The 18,410-nt window shown below is 66.1% G+C and carries 19 protein-coding genes; 13 read left to right on the top strand and 6 right to left on the bottom strand.

The window, feature by feature from the left end:
- Window position 1: 1 nt before the first annotated feature.
- Window positions 2-331, bottom strand: a complete 330-nt coding sequence (locus ACFSX5_RS10875; RefSeq protein WP_386833428.1) for a TfoX/Sxy family protein — start codon at window positions 329-331, stop codon at window positions 2-4.
- Window positions 328-1,878 carry a UxaA family hydrolase gene (locus tag ACFSX5_RS10870; RefSeq protein ID WP_386833426.1) on the bottom strand — a complete coding sequence of 517 codons (1,551 nt, stop codon included), beginning with the start codon at window positions 1,876-1,878 and terminating at the stop codon, window positions 328-330. The genes ACFSX5_RS10875 and ACFSX5_RS10870 overlap by 4 nt, the downstream gene beginning before the upstream one ends.
- Window positions 1,879-1,986: 108 nt before the next feature.
- Here ACFSX5_RS10870 and ACFSX5_RS10865 point away from each other — a divergent pair, with 108 nt between their 5' ends.
- The 3 genes from ACFSX5_RS10865 to ACFSX5_RS10855 all read left to right on the top strand — a co-directional run bounded on the left by ACFSX5_RS10865 (window position 1,987) and on the right by ACFSX5_RS10855 (window position 4,109).
- Window positions 1,987-2,736: a GntR family transcriptional regulator gene (locus ACFSX5_RS10865; RefSeq protein WP_386833425.1), complete on the top strand. Its 750-nt coding sequence runs from the start codon at window positions 1,987-1,989 to the stop codon at window positions 2,734-2,736.
- Window positions 2,737-2,744: 8 nt separating this feature from the next.
- Window positions 2,745-3,176 carry an RbsD/FucU family protein gene (locus ACFSX5_RS10860; protein WP_386833423.1) on the top strand — a complete coding sequence of 144 codons (432 nt, stop codon included), beginning with the start codon at window positions 2,745-2,747 and terminating at the stop codon, window positions 3,174-3,176.
- 81 nt (window positions 3,177-3,257) lie between these two features.
- Window positions 3,258-4,109 (top strand): fumarylacetoacetate hydrolase family protein, encoded by an 852-nt coding sequence (locus ACFSX5_RS10855; protein ID WP_386833421.1) that lies wholly within the window; start codon window positions 3,258-3,260, stop codon window positions 4,107-4,109.
- A gap of 180 nt (window positions 4,110-4,289) precedes the next feature.
- Here ACFSX5_RS10855 and ACFSX5_RS10850 read toward each other — a convergent pair whose 3' ends face one another.
- Window positions 4,290-4,679, bottom strand: coding sequence for a RidA family protein (locus ACFSX5_RS10850; protein ID WP_386835624.1), 390 nt, complete (start codon window positions 4,677-4,679; stop codon window positions 4,290-4,292).
- Window positions 4,680-4,753: 74 nt separating this feature from the next.
- On the opposite strand from ACFSX5_RS10850, the gene ACFSX5_RS10845 reads away from it, so the two are divergent.
- Genes ACFSX5_RS10845 through ACFSX5_RS10835 form a run of 3 tightly spaced genes read left to right on the top strand, consistent with a single transcriptional unit; the run spans window position 4,754 to window position 6,713 of the window.
- Window positions 4,754-5,323, top strand: coding sequence for a tetratricopeptide repeat protein (locus tag ACFSX5_RS10845; RefSeq protein WP_386833419.1), 570 nt, complete (start codon window positions 4,754-4,756; stop codon window positions 5,321-5,323).
- A gap of 57 nt (window positions 5,324-5,380) precedes the next feature.
- Complete coding sequence (locus ACFSX5_RS10840) at window positions 5,381-5,830, top strand: Rrf2 family transcriptional regulator (protein ID WP_386833418.1); 450 nt, start codon at window positions 5,381-5,383, stop codon at window positions 5,828-5,830.
- Entirely contained in the window at window positions 5,823-6,713 is an 891-nt protein-coding gene (locus ACFSX5_RS10835; RefSeq protein WP_386833417.1) for an NAD(P)/FAD-dependent oxidoreductase, read from the top strand. The genes ACFSX5_RS10840 and ACFSX5_RS10835 overlap by 8 nt, the downstream gene beginning before the upstream one ends.
- An 8-nt stretch (window positions 6,714-6,721) precedes the next feature.
- On the opposite strand, the gene trhO is transcribed toward ACFSX5_RS10835, so the two are convergent.
- Window positions 6,722-7,756: an oxygen-dependent tRNA uridine(34) hydroxylase TrhO gene (gene trhO / locus ACFSX5_RS10830; RefSeq protein WP_449240239.1), complete on the bottom strand. Its 1,035-nt coding sequence runs from the start codon at window positions 7,754-7,756 to the stop codon at window positions 6,722-6,724.
- Window positions 7,757-7,830: 74 nt separating this feature from the next.
- Between trhO and ACFSX5_RS10825 the strand changes: the two genes are divergently transcribed.
- Window positions 7,831-8,868: an aldo/keto reductase gene (locus ACFSX5_RS10825; protein WP_386833413.1), complete on the top strand. Its 1,038-nt coding sequence runs from the start codon at window positions 7,831-7,833 to the stop codon at window positions 8,866-8,868.
- Window positions 8,869-9,028: 160 nt separating this feature from the next.
- Here the strand turns inward: ACFSX5_RS10825 and ACFSX5_RS10820 are convergent, their stop codons facing one another.
- Together ACFSX5_RS10820 and ACFSX5_RS10815 are read right to left on the bottom strand one after the other, a co-directional pair.
- The gene (locus ACFSX5_RS10820) at window positions 9,029-10,513 is read right to left on the bottom strand and encodes a DHA2 family efflux MFS transporter permease subunit (RefSeq protein ID WP_386833412.1); all 1,485 of its coding nucleotides are present in this window, start codon (window positions 10,511-10,513) and stop codon (window positions 9,029-9,031) included.
- A 159-nt stretch (window positions 10,514-10,672) separates the two neighbouring features.
- The gene (locus tag ACFSX5_RS10815) at window positions 10,673-11,005 is read right to left on the bottom strand and encodes a YnfA family protein (RefSeq protein ID WP_386833410.1); all 333 of its coding nucleotides are present in this window, start codon (window positions 11,003-11,005) and stop codon (window positions 10,673-10,675) included.
- A 99-nt stretch (window positions 11,006-11,104) separates the two neighbouring features.
- On the opposite strand from ACFSX5_RS10815, the gene ilvA reads away from it, so the two are divergent.
- The 6 genes from ilvA (at window position 11,105) to ACFSX5_RS10785 (ending at window position 18,406) form a co-directional block, all read left to right on the top strand.
- Window positions 11,105-12,631, top strand: a complete 1,527-nt coding sequence (gene ilvA, locus ACFSX5_RS10810; protein WP_386835623.1) for a threonine ammonia-lyase, biosynthetic — start codon at window positions 11,105-11,107, stop codon at window positions 12,629-12,631.
- A 185-nt stretch (window positions 12,632-12,816) separates the two neighbouring features.
- Window positions 12,817-14,052, top strand: a complete 1,236-nt coding sequence (locus tag ACFSX5_RS10805) for a hypothetical protein (protein WP_386833409.1) — start codon at window positions 12,817-12,819, stop codon at window positions 14,050-14,052.
- Window positions 14,053-14,131: 79 nt separating this feature from the next.
- Window positions 14,132-14,836, top strand: coding sequence for a pyrimidine 5'-nucleotidase (locus ACFSX5_RS10800; protein ID WP_386833408.1), 705 nt, complete (start codon window positions 14,132-14,134; stop codon window positions 14,834-14,836).
- Between the two features lie 37 nt (window positions 14,837-14,873).
- Window positions 14,874-16,751, top strand: coding sequence for an ABC transporter ATP-binding protein (locus ACFSX5_RS10795; RefSeq protein ID WP_386833407.1), 1,878 nt, complete (start codon window positions 14,874-14,876; stop codon window positions 16,749-16,751).
- On the top strand, window positions 16,748-17,074 hold the full coding sequence (locus tag ACFSX5_RS10790; protein WP_386833405.1) for an ArsR/SmtB family transcription factor: 327 nt from the start codon (window positions 16,748-16,750) through the stop codon (window positions 17,072-17,074). Before ACFSX5_RS10795 ends, ACFSX5_RS10790 begins: the two co-directional genes overlap by 4 nt.
- 75 nt (window positions 17,075-17,149) lie before the next feature.
- Window positions 17,150-18,406: an NAD(P)/FAD-dependent oxidoreductase gene (locus ACFSX5_RS10785; protein ID WP_386833404.1), complete on the top strand. Its 1,257-nt coding sequence runs from the start codon at window positions 17,150-17,152 to the stop codon at window positions 18,404-18,406.
- The last annotated feature ends 4 nt before the right edge of the window (window positions 18,407-18,410 follow it).

Below are 18,410 nucleotides of genomic sequence, written 5' to 3'. Positions count from 1 at the left end.
GCTAGGCCTTCCGTGCCCTGGGCTTCGGCTCGGGCAGCGCATCGGCGGTGGTGCGGACCAGGGCCGCGAGCCAGTCGGCGTCGTCCCAGCGGTCGCCGTCGATCAGGAAGTACATCTTCGAGCCGGGATAGGCCTCGGCTTCCGTCACCTCGCCCAGCCAGGCCCGACCCGCCTCCGTTGGCTTGATGAACAATTGGTCGTCGCAGACGAAGGCGACCACCTTTCCGTCGCAATAGAGCCCGTACTCGCCGAACATCTTGCGCGCGGTCATGCTGCCGGCGCCGGCCGTCTGCTCGAGCAGGTAATCGACTGTGCGCTGCTGGGTGCTCACATCACCGCCCCGACCTGCCAGGGCACGAACTCGTTGTCGCCATAGCCGAGGGCTTCCGACTTGGTCTTCTCGCCCGAGGCGACGCGGAGCATCAGATCGAAGATTTCCTGGCCCTTGTCCTCGATGGAGACGCCGTCGATGATATCGCCGCAGTTGACGTCCATGTCGTCGGTCATGCGGCCGTAAAGCTCGGAATTGGTGGCAAGCTTGATCGAGGGCACCGGCTTGCAGCCATAGGCGGAGCCGCGGCCGGTGGTGAAGGCGAGGATGTTGGCGCCGCCCGCGACCTGGCCGGTGGCCGAGACCGGATCGAAGCCGGGCGTGTCCATGAAGACGAAGCCCTTCTCGGTCACCGGCTCGGCATATTCATAGACGGCGGTCAGCGGCGTGGTGCCGCCCTTGGCCGCGGCGCCGAGGGACTTCTCGAGAATGGTGGTCAGCCCGCCGAGCTTGTTGCCGGGCGAGGGATTGTTGTTCATCTCGCCGCGGTTGCGCTGGGTGTAATCCTCCCACCAGTGAATGCGCTCGATCAGCTTCTCGCCCACTTCGCGCGAGACGGCGCGGCGGGTCAGCAGGTGCTCGGCGCCGTAGATCTCGGGGGTTTCGCTGAGGATAGCGGTACCGCCATGGCGTACCAGCAGGTCGGCGGCGGCGCCCAGGGCCGGGTTGGCGGTGATGCCGGAATAGCCGTCCGAGCCACCGCACTGCAGGGCCAGCGTCAGGTGCGAGGCATCGACGGTCTGGCGCTTGGCGGCAGCAGCGATCGGCAGCATCTCCTTGATGCGCTCGACACCCCAATCGATCATCTTCTGGGTGCCGCCGATCTCCTGGATGGTCATGGTCTGGAAGGTGTCGCTGTCGGCGATGCCGTAGTGCTCCTTCATGCGGCCGATCTGGAACGCCTCGCAGCCGAGCCCGACCAGCAGCGCCGCGCCGAGATTGGGATTGGCGGTATAGCCCCACTGGGTGCGGCGGAAGATCTTGTAGCCCTCGCCGTCGATCTCCATGGCGCAGCCGGAGCCGTGGACGAAGGGGATGACGCCGTCGATCCCGGGATAGTCCTCGAGAATGCCGGAGCGGTTGATGGCCTCGGCCATGAACTTGGCGACGGTGGCCGAGCAGTTCACCGAAGTGAGGATGCCGATATAGTTGCGGGTGCCGACCTTGCCGTTGGGGCGGACATAGCCTTCGAAGGTGGCACGCTCGGCGGTCGGGACCATGTCGACCGGCAGGACCCCTTCGCTGAACTGGTAGTCGCGGGCAATGGTGCCGTCGCCGGCGCCCATGCCGCAATTGTGCTCGTGCACCCAGTCGCCGGGCTCGATAGCGTCCTTGGCGAAGCCGATGATCTGGCCGAACTTGATGATCGCCTCGCCGGCACGCACCGGCTGAGTGGCGAACTTGTGCCCGCGGGGAACGCGGCGGCGGATGATGATGCCCTGCGGGGTCTCAGCGCCGACCTCAAGATTGCTGAGCGCGACCGCGATGTTGTCGGCGCTGTTCAGCACCAGCGTCTTGGCCTCGGGGCGGGTCATGGTCTCGGACATGGATCGGGCTCTCGGGGATCGGGGGATTTACCGCAGCACGCTTTGCCGCCATGGTGCGGCGCGGCGACGGGCGTTGTCAGCGGGTCGGGCACTTACTAACATGTTAGCATGACATCCGAAGCAAGTCCCTACTCTTTTCTGCAGCGCTCCGGCGGAATAGCGCGCGGCAGTGTCACCGTCGAGGTGACCAACGCCATCCGCCAGGGGATCGTCACGCTGGCGCTGCCCCCGGGCAGCCCCATCGACAAGACGGCCATCTGCGAGCAGTTGGGCGTGTCGCGCTTTCCCGTCAGCGAGGCGCTGGCGCGGCTGCAGACCGAAGGGCTGGTCGACATCGCTCCCCAGCGTGGCTCGACCGTGTCGCTGGTCAGGATCGCCGACGTCAAGGAATACATGCTGATCCGCAAGGCGCTCGAATCGGAGGCGCTGCGGGTGCTGATCGGGGCGCATGACGACGGGTTGGTCGCGGCCCTGCAGGAGAACATGCAGCGCCAGCGCGCCGCCGCCGAGCGAGACGATGCCGAGGCCTTCCACGCCGTCGACATCGAGTTTCACGATATCATTTATCGCTCGATGGGCTTCAGCAAGATCAAGGGCATCATCGACCAGGCGCGCGCCAATCTCGACCGCGCCCGCCGCCTGATCATCACCCCGCGCCGGCTGAACCACACCATTGCGGAACACCAGGCGATCCTCGACGGCATCCTCGCCGGCGATCAGGCACAGGCGACACGCGCCATGCGCGCCCATATCGACGCGGTGATGGTGGAACTCTTCGCCTTTGCCCGCGACCATGCGGAACTGTTCGCCGATGGTGCTGCGCTCGAGGCGGACGGCGACAACTTCCCCTTCGGCTGAGGCCACACATGCTCAAGAACATCCCGCCCCTGCTCGGCCCTGACTTGTTGTCGATCCTCCGCGCCATGGGCCATGGCGACGAGATCGCCATCGTCGACGCCAACTATCCCGCCACAGCCATGGGCACGCGGCTGGTGCGGCTCGACGGGCACAGCGCCACCGACGTGCTCGATGCCGTGCTTAGGGTGCTGCCGCTCGACGATTTCGTGGACCATGCCGCCTTCGGCATGGCGGTGGTGGGCGAGCCCGAGCGGCGCGAACCGGTGATGGATGCCTTCGACGACGTCATCTCGCGGCACGAGCCGGGCATGAAGCTTCATCTGCTGGAGCGTTTCAGCTTCTACGAGCGGGTGCGGTCCGGATTTGCGGTAGTGCAGACCGGCGAGGGCCGGCTCTATGGCAACATCATTCTCAAGAAGGGCGTGATCCGACCGCAATAGGCGAACGGAATCGCGCCGGGCTGGCCTCGACAGCTAACATGTCAGTGGCTATGGCCTAGCGGACGAACAGGGAGAGACCCAATGAAACTGCTGCGCGTGGGCGCCAAGGGCGCCGAGAAGCCTGCCATTCTTGCGGAAGACGGCACCATCCGGGACCTCAGCGGGATCATCCCGGATCTGGCCGGTGCCTCGCTGTCCGACGAGAGCCTGGAGCGCATCCGTGGCGTTGACGCTTCCACGTTGCCGCAGTTGAGTGCGGACGAGCGGATCGGCCCCTGCGTGGGTCAGGTCGGCAAGTTCATCTGCATCGGCCTCAACTATGCCGACCATGCTGCCGAAACCGGCGCGCCGATCCCGGCCGAGCCGATCATCTTCATGAAGGCGACCAGTGCCATCATCGGCCCCAACGACGACGTCATCATTCCCAAGAACTCGCTCAAGCCGGACTGGGAAGTCGAGCTCGCCGTGGTGATCGGCAAGGAAGCCCGCTACATCGACGAGGCCGACGCCATGGACCATGTCGCCGGCTATTGCGTCTGCAACGACGTCAGCGAGCGCCACTTCCAGACCGAGCGCGGCGGGCAGTGGGACAAGGGCAAGGGCTGCGACACCTTCGGGCCGATCGGGCCGTGGCTCGTCACCCGCGACGAAGTCGCCGACCCGCAGAACCTCAAGATGTGGCTCGAAGTCGACGGCAAGCGCTACCAGGACGGCTCCACCAAGACCATGATCTTCGGCGTCGCCCATGTGGTGAGCTATGTCAGCCAGTTCATGTCGCTGCAGCCCGGCGACGTGATCACCACCGGCACCCCGCCGGGCGTAGGCATGGGCATCAAGCCGGATCCGGTCTGGCTCAAGCCCGGCAATGTCATGCGGCTGGGCATCGAAGGCCTCGGCGAGCAGACGCAGAACGTGCGGGCCTACGGGGCGTAAACTACTCCTGAATTCCTAAGGGTGCGGTCCTTCAGGGCGCTGCCTCTCCCACCGTGTCATTCCCGCGCAGGCGGGAATCCATTCTTCCACTGCACTCCTGGAAAGAGTGGATCCCCGCCTTTGCAAGGATGACGTGGTGAATAAGGACGGGACAACCGGCTGGCGCCGAGGCGCTCCATCTCAGTTCGGCCGCCTCGCCACCAGATCGATCTCTACCAGGGCGCCGACCGCAAGCGCTGTCACCCCGACCGTGGTGCGGGACGGTAGCCTGCCCGGGGTGAAGAAGCTCGGCCAGAGCTCGTTGAGCGCTTGGTAGTCGCGCTCGAACTCGGTCAGGTAGATGCGAGCCATGGTGACATGCTCGAGCCCCAGGCCGATGCCGCCGAGCACGATGCGCAAGTTCTCCACCACCCTGCGGGTCTGGGCGACGATTCCCTCCGGCAGCGGCGCATCGGGATTGGCAGGGTCGGTTGGCATCTGGCCGGTGACAAAGACCCAGCCATCAACCTCCACCGCATGCGAGAACGGGGCGACCGGACGCGGGCCGCTGCTGATCATGTGGTGGAGCATCTCACTCATGGTTTTCTCCTTGTAGAATTGCGACCTCTCTTGCGTGTCCTTGCGCCGAGGCGCAAGCTCGGTGAATGCGGAAGCGAATGGGTGCCATCGCCGGTCTGCTGATTGCCCTCATGGGGCTTTTCGCCATGGCCCCTGCTTCGGGGCAGACCAGCGAGACGGAGTATGCGGCCGCACTAGACGGCTTGTTCGCGGAACTGGCAGCGGCGCCCGACCCGGCTGCGGCGCAGGGCATCTCCGACGACATCTGGCGGCTGTGGATGGAGCCGCCGGACGCGGAGCTCGCCGCCCGCATGGCGAGCACGCTCGAGTTGCGCTGGCGCGGCGACGTGGCGGGACTGATCGCGACGCTCGATGCAGTCATTGCCGAGTATCCGGACTATGCCGAGGCCTATAACCAGCGCGCCACGGTGAACTTCATGCTCGGCAAGTACGACGAGTCACTGGCCGATATCGCGGCGACGCTGGAGCGCGAACCCCGCCATTTCGGCGCACTCGCCGGACGGGCGCTGATCCTCAAGGAGCGGGGCGAGTATGAGCAGGCGCTGGAGACCATGCGCGCGGCGCTGAAGATCCACCCGTTTCTTGGCGAGCGGGCGCTTTTTCCCGAACTCAGCGAGGACGCTATCGAGGCTTGAGATCTATGTGAAGCCCGCCCCTTGACGGCTGCCCATATATGTAACAAATAAAGTTACATGAAGAAGTCAAGCCGCCTCTCCCTCGCCCTCCATGCGCTGGTGCATCTCGCCAAGCAGCCGGACCAGACGCTGACCTCGTCGGCGCTCGCCACCTGCCTGATGACCAATCCGGTGGTGGTACGCCGTGTATTGGGGGAACTGCGGGAGGCCGGCATCGTTGCGGCCACACGTGGACCCGAGGGCGGCTGGCAGTTGAAGCAGGCGCCTGAAGCAGTGACACTCAGGGCCGTATCGGCCGCTATGGGCGAAAGCCTGTTGATCCGCGCCGAAAGCGACCCCGGCGATCGCCAATGCGGCATTGTCCGCGCCGTCGACGCCGTGATGGCCGACTTCCTGATCGAGGCCGAAGCGCTGCTCGCGGCCAGGCTCGAAACCATCACCCTGGCCGATCTCGCCGGATCGACCACATCCTTCCCCTTTCTTACCGGAGCTCATCACCATGGATGACGTTATCATCGTCGGCGGCAGCTTTGCCGGGCTGGCCGCCGCCATGCAGCTCGGCCGCGCCCGACGCAAGGTCACCCTGCTCGACACCGGGCTCAACCGGAACCGCTATGCCAGCCACGCCCATAACGTACTCGGCTTCGACGGCGTCCCACCCGGAGACGTGCTGAGCCAGGCCCGCGAGCAGGTCGCGGCATATCCGACCGTCAAGCTGGTGCAGGGGCGGGCCGAAACCGTATCGGGCGAGCCGGACGACTTCACCATCAAGACTGCCGAGGGCGAGAGCTTCACGGGGCGCCGGCTGATCCTCAGCTATGGCATCGTCGACGAGTTCCCCGACATTCCAGGTTTTGCCGAGAGCTGGGGCAAGACCGTGATCCACTGCCCGTTCTGCCATGGCTACGAGGTGGCGGGGCGGCGCTGGGGCCTGCTGTTCAGTTCACTGCTGTCGCTGCATGCGACCTCGCTTTATGCCGACTGGACGGACGACATCACCCTGATCCTCGACGGCAATGACATTCCCGACGAGGAGCGCAGCAAACTCGAAAAGCGCGGGGTCAAGATCCACGACGGCAAGCTTGCGGCCATTCAGCAGGCGGGGGGCGGAATCAGCGGCGTGACGCTCGAGGACGGCACCGAGATCGGGCTCGACGCCCTCTATGCCCATCCGCGCAACCGCCCCTCGGCGAACCTGCACGAGCAACTCGGGCTCGACACCAAGGAAACGCCTACCGGCCTGATGGTGGAGGTGGACGAACGGCAGAAGACCTCGCGCGACGGCGTCTACGCTGCGGGCGACCTGAGCAACGGCATGCACAGTATCACCATCGCCGCCTATTCCGGCTCGATGGCCGCCATGGGGGCGCAGCAGTCGATGCTGGGCTGAGCGGTCCGCTAGCTGCCGTTGGCGCGGCGGGAGGCGTCGGCGCGGTCGCGCTTCCTCGCCCTGGCCTCCGCCGCATCGGTGATGGCGGCATCGCCGAGATGGGCGCGACCACGCTGGCGGGCGAGATCGATCTGGCGCTGGCGTTCGGCGGCGGCGGCGTGCCTGGCGGCGTCGCCATGGCAATGCGGACAGCTTACGCCTTCGACATAGCGCGCGTCGGCGCGGTCGGCGGCGGTCAGCGGATTGCGGCAGGCGCGGCAGAGGGTGGCGTCACCGAGCTTGAGGCCATGGCCGACCGAGACGCGCTCGTCGAAGACGAAGCATTCGCCGGCAAAGCGGCTCTCGTTTTCCGGCACCTGTTCGAGATAGGCAAGGATGCCGCCCTTGAGGTGGTACACCTCCTCGAAGCCTTGGCTCAGGAGGTAGCTCGACGCCTTCTCGCAGCGGATGCCGCCGGTGCAGAACATGGCGACTTTCTTGTGCTGCGCCGGATCGAGCTTTTCGGCGACATAGTCCTTGAACTCGACGAAGCTGTCGGTGCCCGGGTCGACCGCGCGCTGGAAGGTGCCGATGCCGACCTCGTAACGGTTGCGGGTATCGACCAGCACCACGTCGTTGCGCTCGATCAGCCGGTTCCAGTCGCGCGGGTCGACATAAGTGCCGACGCGCTCGGCGGGGTTGGCCTCCGGGGCGCGGAGGGTGACGATCTCGGGCTTGAGGCGGACCTTCATGCGGAGGAAGGGCATCTCGGCGGCGTGGGAGTATTTGACCTCGGCGCCCTCCAGCCGGCCGGCGAAATCGGGGCCTTCGAACAGCCATTCCGCCAGGGCGTCGATGGCCGAGGGGGTGCCGGCGACAGTGCCGTTGAGGCCTTCAGGCGCGAGGATCAGCGTGCCCCTGATGCCCTGGCTGCAGCAGAACTGGGCCAGCGCCGGGCGGATCGCCCCGGCATCCGGGAGCGCAGCGAATTTGTAGATCGCCATTACCTTGTATGGCTGATCGGCTTGGGGCAGAGTGGCGGCGATTTCAGGATCCGGGCTCATCGGCCCGCTCATATCACCGGCTGCAGCCGTCGTCACGGGCAGCCGCTCCGCACATCATCGGGAGGACCTTCGCCATGACCTATCGGGCCGATACGGCACGCTATGACACCATGCAGTATCGCCGCTCAGGCCGCTCCGGGCTGAAGCTGCCGGTGGTGAGCCTCGGGCTATGGCAGAATTTCGGCGGCACGCGCGACTACCCATCGGCGATGGAAATCCTGGGCTATGCCTTCGACCAGGGCATCACCCATTTCGACCTCGCCAACAATTACGGGCCGCCAGCGGGTTCGTCCGAGGAACTGTTCGGCACCGTGCTGGCGCGGGATTTCCGGCCCTATCGGGACGAGCTGATCATTTCCACCAAGGCCGGGTACAACATGTGGCCGGGCCCCTATGGCGAGTGGGGCAGCCGCAAGTACCTGCTCGCAAGCCTCGACCAGTCGCTGCAGCGCATGGGGCTCGACTATGTCGACATCTTCTATTCGCACCGCTTCGACCCCGAGACGCCGCTCGAGGAAACCATGGGGGCGCTGGCCGACGCGGTGAGTTCGGGCAAGGCGCTTTATGTCGGCATCTCCTCCTATCCCGAGAAGGAGACGCGCGAGGCGCATCGCATCCTCAAGGAGATGGGGGTGGCCACCACCATCCATCAGCCGAGCTATTCGGTGCTGAACCGTTGGATCGAGAATGACAAGACCATCGACGCCTGTGGTGAACTGGGCATCGGCATGATCGCCTTCTCGCCGCTGGCGCAGGGCGTGCTGTCGGGCAAGTATTCGTCGGGCGACAAGGAAGGGACCCGCGGCGCCAACCCGAACGGATCACTCCGCGCCAGCCATATCGAGCCGCGCGTGCTCGCAGCAGTGGACCGGCTCGGCGAGATCGCCCGGCGTCGCGGTCAGTCGCTGGTGCAACTGGCGCTCGCCTGGGTGCTGCGACGGCCGGAGATGACCTCGGCGCTGATCGGCGTGCGCACGCTCGAGCAGCTCAAGGACAATCTCGGCGTGCTCAACAATCTCGAGCTCAGTGCCGAGGAGATCGCCGAGATCGATCGCGCCACGGCCGAGGGGCAGATGGAGTTGCACCCGCGGCCGAGCGGCTGGCTTCGGTAGGAGGGTGTCGGCGCCCTTGCTCCCTCTCCCCTGAGGGGAGAGGGTCGGGGTGAGGGTTCAGGCCTCTCGGCAGAACACCACCCATGAACCCCTCACCCGCCGCTACGCGGCGACCTCTCCCTCAGGGGAGAGGTGAGCGGCCAGCGCGAGCACACCTTAGCTACGCCTCGACGATGACCGGGGCCGCCGAGGGGCGGTCCTGGCCTTCGCCGCGGCCGCGGCGGAAGAAGGGGACGAGCAGCAGCACGATGGTGAAGCTGACCACCTGGTACCAGAGCGCCAGGGCGGTGGCCTCGGCGAAGGCAGTGTGGGTGTCGGCGCCGGCGGCAAAGCCGTTGGCAAGACGGGTGAAGAAGATCTCGCCCACCAGCGCCACGCCGACGGCGCCGCCGATCTGCTGGAACGCCTGCAGGGCGCCCGAGCCGGCGCCGGCATCGCGCGGCGGCACATTGCGCAGCACCAGCTGGAACAGCGAGGAAAAGCCGAGCCCAAGCCCGATGCCGGCAATCAGCAGCGGAGCCAGGAACCACCACGGATCGATGGTGTCGGAGACCGCCGCGACGATGAAGTGCAACGTGCCGATACCGAGCGTCAGCAAGGTGGCGGCGGCAGCGAGGCGGCTGCGCAGGTAGCGATTGCCGAATCGGCCGGCGATGAAGGAGGCGATCAGCACGCCCACCGAGAAGGGGGCGTTGGTGAGCCCGGACTGGAGCGGGGTGAAGTCGAACCCGGCCTGCAACAACAGCGAGATCACCATGAACATGCCCGGTATGCCCGAGGCATAGATGGTGACCACCAACGCGCCGAACATGTAGTCGCGGTTGGTGATGAGGTCGTGGTTCAGCAGTTGCGGCTTGTCCTGCCGCGCGCGACGAGCGGTCCAGACGACGAACAGGGCAAGGAACACGGCGCCGATGGCGATCATGAGGAAGGCCCAAAGCGGCCAGCCATAGGCCCTGCCTTCGACGATGGGGAAGACCACCAGCACGAGGCCGATGGCGCTGAGGGCGATGCCGACGAAGTCGTTGCTGAGCGAGGGGTGGCCGGGCAGGCGCGGAATCAGGAACCAGGCCGCCACCAGCGCGGCGATACCGATGGGCACGTTGACGAGGAAGATCGGCTCCCAGTCGAAGCCGAACAGCTGCGCCTCGATCAGTACGCCACCCAGGATCGGTCCACAGACGGAGGCGAGGCCGGCCGAGAGGCCGAACAAGGAGAAGGCCTGGCCGCGCTCGCTCGGCGGGAAAGTGACGGTGGCAATGGCCAGCACCTGCGGCGCCATCATCGCCCCGCCGAGACCCTGCAGCACGCGGGCAAAGATCAGGAACTCGATGCTGGGCGAGAGGCCGCACAGCGCCGAGGCGGCGGTGAAGGCGACCATGCCCCACATGAACATCCGGCTGCGGCCGACGATGTCTCCGAGCCGACCGAAAGGCAGCAGGCCGAGAGCGAAGGCGAGGATGTAGGCGGCAACCACCCACTCGATCTGCGCATCGGTGGCCCCGAAGCTGTCGCGCATCGACGGCAGGGCGACATTGACGATGGTCACGTCGATCAGGTTCATGAAATTGGCGATGAGCAGCACCGCCAGCGCCACCCAGCGGCGCGGATCGGGTGTGGCAACGGCGTCGTTCGGAGTCGACATATGTTGGCGCCTCTCCGGGGCGATTTCGGGCACCGCCAGGGCGGCGCGCCAGGTGAGTGATGGGGCGATGTTTTTGGCCGGCCGTCGGCTTGAGCGTCGGCGATCCTGCTGTCGGACCGTGTCACTAATGGGTTTCGGCGGCCGACGCTACCCGCCGCTCTATCCACGTGGGCCGAAGAGGATCACCGCGGCGCCGGCAAGAACGATCGCCCCACCGACGAGGTCCCAGCGGTCGGGCAGTTGCCGCTCGACCACCGTCAGCCAGAGCAGCGACGCGACCACATAAACGCCGCCATAGGCGGCATAGGCACGGCCGGCGGCATCGGCGGGCGCCAAAGTCAGCAGCCAGGCGAACCCCGCCAACAACGCCATCCCCGGGAGCACCCACCAGGGAGAGTGCCCGAGCCGCAGCCAGGCCCAGAAGGCGAAGCAACCGCCGATCTCGGCGAAAGCGGCGAGAGCGTAGACCATGGCTGTCGAGGCGATCGGCATGCATTGGGACTAGCACGCCGCCAGGGGATGGTCAGGGGTGAAACTTGACAATCGATGCGCTCGGGCGTCCTTGCGGCGCAGTTTCCGGAAGGGCCCGCCATGCAGGATTATGTCCGCCGCATCCTCACCTCATCGGTCTATGAAGTGGCAGAAGAAACGCCGCTCGAGCGCATGGAGCTGCTTTCCGCGCGGCTCGGGGCCGACATCCTGCTCAAGCGCGAGGACCTGCAGCCGGTATTCTCGTTCAAGATCCGCGGCGCCCACAACCGCATCTCGCGGCTGACGGCGGAGGAGCGCGCCCGTGGCGTGATCTGCGCCTCGGCGGGCAATCATGCGCAGGGCGTGGCGCTCTCGGCGACGCGGCTCGGCATCCGCGCGGTGATCGTGATGCCGACAACCACCCCGCTGATCAAGATCGGGGCGGTGCGGCGACTCGGTGGCGAGGTGGTGCTGTTCGGCGACGGGTTCGATGCGGCGCGCGCCCATGCGGTGGAACTGGCGGACAAGCACGGCCTGGTGATGGTGCACCCGTTCGACGATCCGGACGTGATCGCCGGCCAGGGAACGATCGGGCTCGAATTGCTACGCCAGCATCCGGGCGAGATCGGCGCCATCTATGTGCCGGTGGGCGGGGGCGGGCTCGCGGCCGGAATCGCCTCGATCGTCAAATTCCTCAACCCGGCGATCCGCGTCATCGGGGTGGAGCCGGAAGAAGCTGCGAGCATGAAGGAAGCCATTGCGCAAGGGCACCCGGTGGCGCTCGACCAAGTGGGGCTCTTCGCCGACGGCGTGGCGGTCCGCCAGGTGGGGGACGAGACCTTCCGGCTATGCCGGGAGTTGCTGGATGATATCGTCACCGTCAGCGCCGACGAGATCTGCGCCGCCATCAAGGACATCTTCGACGATCATCGGGCCATTGCGGAGCCGGCAGGGGCGCTGGCGCTCGCCGGGCTCAGGCGGCAGGTGGAGGACCGCACCGCTCCCGCCGGTGCGCTGATCGCCGTCAATTCGGGCGCCAACGTCAATTTCGACCGGCTGCGCTATGTGGCGGAGCGGGCCGAGATCGGCGAGCGCGCGGAAGCACTGCTCGCCGTGGAAATCCCCGAGCGGCGCGGCAGCTATCGCGCCTTCATCCGCCTGCTCGGCAACCGCGCGATCACCGAGTTCAACTATCGCTATGCCCCAGGTACCACCGCCAAGATCTTCGTCGGCGTCAAGCTCAGCCGCGGAGAAACCGAGAAGCAGGAAATCATCGACCTGCTGACCACCAACGGTCTCGGCGTCACCGACATGACCGACAACGAGGTGGCCAAGCTCCATGTGCGCCACATGGTAGGGGGCCGAGTGGACGGACTCGACAACGAGACGGTCTACCGCTTCCAGTTCCCGGAGCGCCCGGGAGCGTTGCTCAAGTTCCTCGAAGGGCTGAACGATGCGTGGAACATCACCCTGTTCCACTACCGCAACCATGGGGCCGATTATGGCCGGGTGCTGGTGGGGGTGGAGGTGCCGGAGGCGACCCGCGGCGACTTCCTCACGCATGTGGAAGCCATCGGCTTCCCCTATTGGGAGGAAACGGAGAATCCGGCCTACCGAATGTTTCTCGATCGTGCCGTCACCCCCTGAACGGGTGGTGCCGTCACACTGTCGCGACACCATTATGCAGAGATAAACCGCAATGCAGCCCGCCGGATCGATTTCGGCGGGATTGTATTGCAATTGCATGGCAGCGACGCCATTTCGGCCACTCGGCCAAGACAATCAACCAGGCGCACGTCCCACAAGGGGACGAACCCTCCGGAGGACTTTGCATGTCGACCACCAAGACCATCCAACTGCTGCTTCTGAGCGGTGTCGCCGCTGCGGCGCTTTCCGCGCCCGCCAGCGCGCTCGAGGCCCAGGCCTTTGTGGATCGCGTCGCCGAGGTCTACCGGACCATGGGCTATGAGCTCAGCTTCGGCGAAGCGACGCTTGAGGGCGACACCATCACCGTCGATGGCTTGACGGTGGAAGTGGTTGGCGTCGACGAAGAGCCGATGGAGATCGACACCACGCTGACCTTCCGCGGTGTCAGCGAGACCGAAGACGGCGCCTATTGGGCCGAAGAGCTGACGGTTCCAGATGTCGACACCGTCTTCACCACCGAAGAGGACGAGGCCGAGGGCCGCGTGACGCTCTCCGACATCCGCGTCGAGGACCTTTATTTCCCAGCTGGCGATGCCGCTTCGGCCATCGCTCAGGTCCAGAGCTTCGGGGCCGCCTCCACCGGCCCGCTGAGCGTGTTCCGTAATGGGGAAGAAGTGGTGCGCGTCGAGTCGATGGAAGCTCGCTCCACCTTCACCCCCGAACAGGGCACTGACGAACTCGTTGACGTCGACTCGACGCTCGCCATCAACGGCATCTGGGCCGACCTCTCGACCGTGAGCGAGGAAGACCCCGAATCCGGCGCCGTGATCGAGCAGTTGGGCCTCACCGAGATCAACGGCAGCATTACCCAGCACATGACCTGGTCAATGGCCGACGGCCACATGGTCATGGACGAGTTCGTGTTCGATTTCGATGATCTGGGCGCGCTCGACATCACCTTCGATATCACCGGCTTCACCCCCGAGGTGCTGGACCAGATCTACGCCATGCAGGCGCAGATGGGCGGCGAGGAGATGACCGAGGAGCAAGCGCAGGCGCAGATGATGAGCGGCATGGCGCTGATGCAGGGCGTCAACATCGTCTCGGTCGCCATTCGCTATGACGACGCCTCGCTGGCCGATTCGCTGCTCGACTTCTTCGCCGAAGACGCCGGCACCGATCGCGCGACTTTCGTCGACGGCCTCAAGCAGCAGTTGCCGCTGATGATCGAGGGCTTGGGCATCCCGGCGCTCAACGATCTGATCGTTCCGCCGGTGTCGGCCTTCCTCGATGATCCGCAGAGCCTCGAGATCGCCGCACGCCCCGCCTCGCCGACCTCGCTGCTGGTGCTGATGGCGGCAGCGGCCAACCCGGCCGGGCTGATCCCGGCGCTGGGGCTGACGGTCACCGCCAACCAGTAAACGTTTCGAGAGCCGCCCTCCGGGGCGGCTCTCCCATTATTTAAGAGAATTTTTCGTCCCGATGCGGCACAGTGGCCGCATGAACGATCTGACCCCGGCCGTTGTCCGCTCCCTCAGCCATGTGACCGACTGGGTGTTCGATCTCGACAACACCCTCTACCCGCGCACCTGCAATCTGTTCGCGCAGATCGACGTGCGGATCACCCAGTATGTGATGGACCTGACCCGGCTCGACTTCGCAGGGGCGCGAGAGTTGCAGAAGAGCTATTACCGCGACTACGGCACCACCCTGAACGGGCTGATGCAGCGGCACAAGGTGGACCCGGACCACTTCCTCACCACCGTGCACGCCATCGACTACACGCCTGTCGATGCCCATCCCGACCTCGTGGACGCGATCCGCAGCCTGCCCGGCCGCAAGTTCATCCTCACCAATGGCGATACCGGCCATGCCCGCTCGGTGCTGCGCCGGCTGGGCGGCGACGAATTGTTCGAGCATGTGCACGACATCCGCGCCATGACCTTCGTGCCCAAGCCGCATCGCGAGGCTTATGACGGGTTCTTCGCCACCTATGGCATCGACCCCAACAGCGCCGTTATGTTCGACGACCTCGAGAAGAACCTGGTGGTGCCGCACGAAGTGGGCATGTCGACCGTGCAGGTTGTGGCGAGCGACGACTTCCAGCACGAGCAGGTCGAGGCCTGGGAGCTGGGGCGTGCCACGGGCCCGCATGTCCATCACGTGACCGACAATCTGGCGCAGTTCCTCCGCCAGCTGCCGTGATATTCCCGCCGGGCGCGGCAGGCGTTATCATCTGCGCATGACCGACCTTCCCGGGCGCCGCCCGCCGCCCTCGCCCGAAACCGCTCCCACCGTTCGCGAGCAGTTCCAGAACCTTCGCCTTCTCGGGCGTCTCCTGGTGCAGATCTGGCGCACCAGCCCCGCCATGACCATCGCCACGGTGGTGCTACGCATCATCGCGGCGCTGCAGCCGATCGCCATGCTCTATGTCGGCAAGCTGATCATCGACGAGGTGGTGCGGCTGACCGGCATCACCGCGCCTGGGCCGGGCTTTGCCGAGTGGTGGGCGAGCGGGGTCCTGTACCCGCTGATGTGGCTGATCATCATCGAACTGGTGCTGGTGATCGGGCTCGATATCGTCAATCGCGCCATGGGGCTGGTCGACTCGATTTTGAGCGAGCTCCACTCCAACCAGATGAGCGTCGAGCTGATGGCGCATGCGGCGCGGCTCGACCTCCGCCACTTCGAGTCGGCGGAGTACCAGGATCGGCTGGAACGGGCGCGGCGGCAGGCGGCAGGGCGCAATACGCTGTTGTCGGTGATGTTCGGGCAGGCGCAGAACATCGTCACCGTCGCCACCCTTGCCGCGGGCCTCTTCGTCTATGCGCCCTGGCTGATCCTGCTGCTGCCGATCTCGTTCATGCCGGCCGTGCTGGGCGAGGCGCGGTTCAACCAGCTTGCCTACTGGCTGTCGCGCTGGCGGACGCCGGAGCGGCGCGAGCTCGAATATATCCGCTACATCGGGGCAACGCCCGAGACGGCCAAGGAGATCAAGCTGTTCGGCCTCGGCGGCTTTCTGGTCGACCGTTTCCGAAAGCTCGCCCACACGATTTTTCTTGAGAATACGCGCGTCGCGCGGCAACGGGCGTTCTGGGGGGCGATCTTTGCCGCCATCTCGACGCTGACCTATTATGGTGCCTATGGCTTCATCGTCTGGCGGACGGTGACCGGGGACTTCACCATCGGTGATCTGGCGTTCCTGTCCGGCTCGTTCCTGAGGCTCAATGGGTTGTTCCAAGCCATCCTGCTCGGCTTCACCCAGGTGGCTGCGCAGTCGATGTATCTGGATGACCTGTTCTCGTTCTTCGAGATCCAGCCCGGCATTCTCTCCCCCGAGGCACCCAAGGCGTTCCCCGCGCCGATCCGGAGTGGCATCCGCTTCGAGAATGTCGGCTTCCGCTATCCCGACACGGACACCTGGGCGGTGCGCGATCTCAGCTTTTCGATCAATGCCGGCGAGACGCTGGCGCTGGTGGGGGAGAACGGCGCGGGCAAGACCACGATCGTCAAGCTGCTCACCCGGCTCTACGACCCGGACGAGGGGCGGGTCACCATCGACGGGATCGACCTGCGCGAGCTGTCGCTCGAGGACATCCACTCCCATGTCGGGGTGATCTTCCAGGACTTCATCCGCTACTCGCTGACGGCACGCGAGAATATCGGGGTCGGACGCATCGAGGCGGCGGGGGACCAACAGCGGATCGAGACGGCGGCGGAGCAGAGTCTTGCGGACAGCGTCATCGGCAAGCTGCCGCAAGGCTATGACCAGCAACTCGGCCGGCTGTTCAAGCAGGGGCGCGACCTTTCCGGCGGCGAGTGGCAGAAGGTCGCGATCGCCCGCGCCTATATGCGCAGTGCCGACATCCTGATCCTCGACGAGCCCACGGCGGCGCTCGACGCCAAGGCCGAGGCCGAGGTATTCGCCCGCTTCAAGAGCCTCGCGGCGGGCCGGACGGCGTTGATCATCTCGCACCGGTTCTCGACCGTGCGCATGGCCGACCGGATCCTGGTGCTGGAGGCCGGCGGCATTCTCGAGGCAGGAACCCACGCGGAACTGGTGGCGCTGGGCGGACGCTATGCCGAACTGTTCGAGTTGCAGGCGGCGGGGTACCGGTGAGCAGCACCCTGCGCCAGCCGAGCGACAGCGATATCGCCGTTATCGCCGAGACCTACCGGCTGCTCGGCGATCCAACGCGCCTGAGGGTGCTGCTCGCCTGCCTCGATGGCCCCATTCCGGTGGGGGAGATCGCCAGCCGGACGGGCGCCTCGCAATCGCTGGTCAGCCACCACCTTCGTCTGCTGCGGGGGGCGCGGCTGGTGCGCGGCACGCGGCGGACCAAGCAGGTACTTTATGAACTGGCCGACGCCCATATCGCCCGCATGCTGATCGATATGGTCGATCATGTCGGCGAAAAGGCCGGCGAGCCGGGCGATGACTAAGCCGCACGCACAGGAGTGGTGCCGCGCCTCACTCTGCACTAGCCTCGGGTAACGAACCGCATCTGGGCGCAGACCATGGCTAGCGAGCACGACGTCATCATTCTTGGGGCAGGCATCGTCGGGATTGCGACCGGCATCCACCTCTTGCGCCGCGGGCGCAGCGTGCTGCTGGTCGACAAGCGCGAGCCCGGGCACGAGACGTCCTACGGCAACGCCGGCATCATCCAGCGCGAAGGCGTGCGCCCGCATGCCTTTCCGCGCGATCTAGCAATGCTCATGCAGGTGGGCCTGCACCTTTCCACCGCAGCCCGGTACGAGCCCATGGCCCTGCCCCGGATTGCCAGACCTCTGTGGCGGTACTGGTGGGCATCGTCGCCCGGTCACTATCGCAAGATCGTCGAGAGCTACGCGCCCCTGATTGCCCGATCGATCGCAGCTCATTCCGATCTCATTCTCGCGGCCGGCCCGGCCGCCGAGGCGCTGATCAGCCGCACCGGCTGGTTCCTGGCGTTCCGCAGCGAGCACGGGCTCAGGGCCGAGGCCGCCAAGGCCGAGGAGGACCGCCAGCGCTTCGGTATCGCCCACCACGTGGTGGAGTGGCCGGAGCTCAAGACCATCGAGCCGGACCTCAAGGGCGGGCTTGCCGGCGCCATCCACTGGACAGACCCGTGGACGGTGCGCGACCCAGGCGCGCTGGTGGCGGAGTATTTCGCCCTGTTCCAGCGGCTCGGCGGCACCTTCCTCGCGGGCACGGCGGAGGACCTGGCGCAGGATCGCGATGGCTGGACCGCCACTGTCGACGGCCAACGCCAGAGTGGCCGGCAGGCGGTGGTGGCGCTCGGGCCATGGTCACCGGAGGTGCTGGACCGGCTCGGATACCGCCTGCCGCTGTTCGTCAAGCGCGGCTACCACATGCACTACGGCACCGAAGGCGGAGCGAAGCTCAACCACCTCGTGCTCGATGCCGAGGTGGGCTATGTGCTGGCGCCGATGGCCAAGGGCATCCGGCTGACCACCGGCGCCGAGTTCGCCCTGCGCGATGCCGCACCGACACCGGTGCAGCTCGGCAAGGCTGAGAAGGCGGCGCGGGAACTGTTTCCTCTTGGGGAGCGGCTCGAGCCGGCACCGTGGAAGGGCGCCCGGCCCTGCACTCCCGACATGATGCCGATCATCGGCGAGGCACCGCGTCACAAGGGCCTCTATGTCGGGATTGGGCACGCCCACCATGGCTTCACGCTTGGACCCGCCACGGGTGAACTACTGGCGCAATCGATGACCGGCGAGCCCACCGCGATCGACATCGCACCCTTCGCCATGCAACGCTTCCTTTGATGCG

The sequence above is a fragment of the Devosia albogilva genome, assembly GCF_042685625.1.
GTDB classification, from domain to species: Bacteria; Pseudomonadota; Alphaproteobacteria; order Rhizobiales; family Devosiaceae; genus Devosia; species Devosia albogilva.
This window is presented reverse-complemented; position numbering and strand designations above follow the sequence as displayed.

Bases quoted from the DNA above. Each gene is read 5' to 3' on its own strand.
- ACFSX5_RS10870 (WP_386833426.1), bottom strand. From the start codon at position 1,878: ATGTCCGAGACCATGACCCGCCCCGAGGCCAAGACGCTGGTGCTGAAC.
- ACFSX5_RS10865 (WP_386833425.1), top strand. From the start codon at position 1,987: ATGACATCCGAAGCAAGTCCCTACTCTTTTCTGCAGCGCTCCGGCGGA.
- ACFSX5_RS10860 (WP_386833423.1), top strand. From the start codon at position 2,745: ATGCTCAAGAACATCCCGCCCCTGCTCGGCCCTGACTTGTTGTCGATC.
- ACFSX5_RS10855 (WP_386833421.1), top strand. From the start codon at position 3,258: ATGAAACTGCTGCGCGTGGGCGCCAAGGGCGCCGAGAAGCCTGCCATT.
- ACFSX5_RS10850 (WP_386835624.1), bottom strand. From the start codon at position 4,679: ATGCTCCACCACATGATCAGCAGCGGCCCGCGTCCGGTCGCCCCGTTC.
- ACFSX5_RS10845 (WP_386833419.1), top strand. From the start codon at position 4,754: ATGCGGAAGCGAATGGGTGCCATCGCCGGTCTGCTGATTGCCCTCATG.
- ACFSX5_RS10840 (WP_386833418.1), top strand. From the start codon at position 5,381: ATGAAGAAGTCAAGCCGCCTCTCCCTCGCCCTCCATGCGCTGGTGCAT.
- ACFSX5_RS10835 (WP_386833417.1), top strand. From the start codon at position 5,823: ATGGATGACGTTATCATCGTCGGCGGCAGCTTTGCCGGGCTGGCCGCC.
- trhO (WP_449240239.1), bottom strand. From the start codon at position 7,756: ATGAGCCCGGATCCTGAAATCGCCGCCACTCTGCCCCAAGCCGATCAG.
- ACFSX5_RS10825 (WP_386833413.1), top strand. From the start codon at position 7,831: ATGACCTATCGGGCCGATACGGCACGCTATGACACCATGCAGTATCGC.
- ACFSX5_RS10820 (WP_386833412.1), bottom strand. From the start codon at position 10,513: ATGTCGACTCCGAACGACGCCGTTGCCACACCCGATCCGCGCCGCTGG.
- ACFSX5_RS10815 (WP_386833410.1), bottom strand. From the start codon at position 11,005: ATGCCGATCGCCTCGACAGCCATGGTCTACGCTCTCGCCGCTTTCGCC.
- ilvA (WP_386835623.1), top strand. From the start codon at position 11,105: ATGCAGGATTATGTCCGCCGCATCCTCACCTCATCGGTCTATGAAGTG.
- ACFSX5_RS10805 (WP_386833409.1), top strand. From the start codon at position 12,817: ATGTCGACCACCAAGACCATCCAACTGCTGCTTCTGAGCGGTGTCGCC.
- ACFSX5_RS10800 (WP_386833408.1), top strand. From the start codon at position 14,132: ATGAACGATCTGACCCCGGCCGTTGTCCGCTCCCTCAGCCATGTGACC.
- ACFSX5_RS10795 (WP_386833407.1), top strand. From the start codon at position 14,874: ATGACCGACCTTCCCGGGCGCCGCCCGCCGCCCTCGCCCGAAACCGCT.
- ACFSX5_RS10785 (WP_386833404.1), top strand. From the start codon at position 17,150: ATGGCTAGCGAGCACGACGTCATCATTCTTGGGGCAGGCATCGTCGGG.